The 1024-nt window shown below is 33.8% G+C and carries 2 protein-coding genes; both read right to left on the bottom strand.

Annotated elements, in window-relative coordinates:
- Nucleotides 1-326: 326 nt before the first annotated feature.
- Entirely contained in the window at nucleotides 327-431 is a 105-nt protein-coding gene (locus HZR21_RS12225; RefSeq protein WP_017865282.1) for a type I toxin-antitoxin system Fst family toxin, read from the bottom strand.
- A 181-nt stretch (nucleotides 432-612) separates the two neighbouring features.
- Nucleotides 613-783 (bottom strand): hypothetical protein, encoded by a 171-nt coding sequence (locus HZR21_RS11515; RefSeq protein WP_180747717.1) that lies wholly within the window; start codon nucleotides 781-783, stop codon nucleotides 613-615.
- Nucleotides 784-1024: the final 241 nt, after the last annotated feature.

The raw sequence follows: 1024 nt of genomic DNA on the forward strand, positions 1-1024 counted from the left end.
GAGGGTCTCCTTTTAAACTTAATTTTTCAAGATAGTCGCTATCTCCAAATAAATTCATCTTCAATACCTCGTTAGCTTATTTTTAATCTATTATACCTCTTTTCATACGTTTTTAGAGGTGCCCTTATTTTGTTTGGCTACCAATTTAGCTACCACAAAAAATAAAAGGGTTGTATAATTGGACAAGATGTTGTACAATAAGTTTAACGAATAGAATTTGAAGTGTTAATTCACAACAGATTCAAAAGTGTCACAGGGAGCTGTGGCTCTTTTTTTATGCAAAAAAACTGTCAGATTGAGTAAGTCTGACAGCTAGAAATGTGGAATTAGTGGCGCTTGTTGTGTTGGTCTTTCAACCAGCTCTTGATTATTTCAAGGGCAACACCTACCACAAGAGGTGCAACTACAGTTACGAATAGAATTTGAAGCATATAATTCACCTCCTTCCTAAGGCAGTAATGCTCCAAGAAGGTGCGCCAAAAATTATTATATCATAGTGCAAACAAAAAAATCGTCTAAGTTGAAAACTTCGGCGTTTTTTTGTTTTCTCGCCCCCTGCGACAAGGGAATTGGAGTTAAACTCTATCTTTGAAGTAATTATCTATTAAGTGTTTAATCGCTATCATCTTTTTCCACCGATTTATTAGAAGTCTTATTATTTGCTAAAGATTTTGAGGAATCTAATAGCGTTGGATCAACGTTCAAATTAGGAAGTGATTTTGAGAAATCTAATAATCTTGGATTAACGTCCAAATTAGCAAATGATTTTGAGAGTTCTAGCATTTTAGAGTTGACTCCAAAATTAGATAAGGATTTCGAGAGTTCTACAATTTTGGGGTCAATTCCAAAATTAGAAAAAGATTTTGAGAGTTCTACAATTTTGGGGTTGAGGTTTAGTGATGTTATCCTTAAATCTTAGAGTCACTATTGTATAATTTAGACAAAGGACAAAAACATGAAAAAACGCTACTCAAAAGAATTTAAAGAAACCCTTATCGCCTTCTATCATTCTGGTCAATCCGTC

The organism is Pseudolactococcus laudensis, assembly GCF_013449735.1.
GTDB lineage: Bacteria > Bacillota > Bacilli > Lactobacillales > Streptococcaceae > Pseudolactococcus > Pseudolactococcus laudensis.

Coding starts and splice junctions, on each gene's coding strand:
- HZR21_RS11515 (WP_180747717.1), bottom strand. CDS start 783: ATGCTAGAACTCTCAAAATCATTTGCTAATTTGGACGTTAATCCAAGA.
- HZR21_RS12225 (WP_017865282.1), bottom strand. CDS start 431: ATGCTTCAAATTCTATTCGTAACTGTAGTTGCACCTCTTGTGGTAGGT.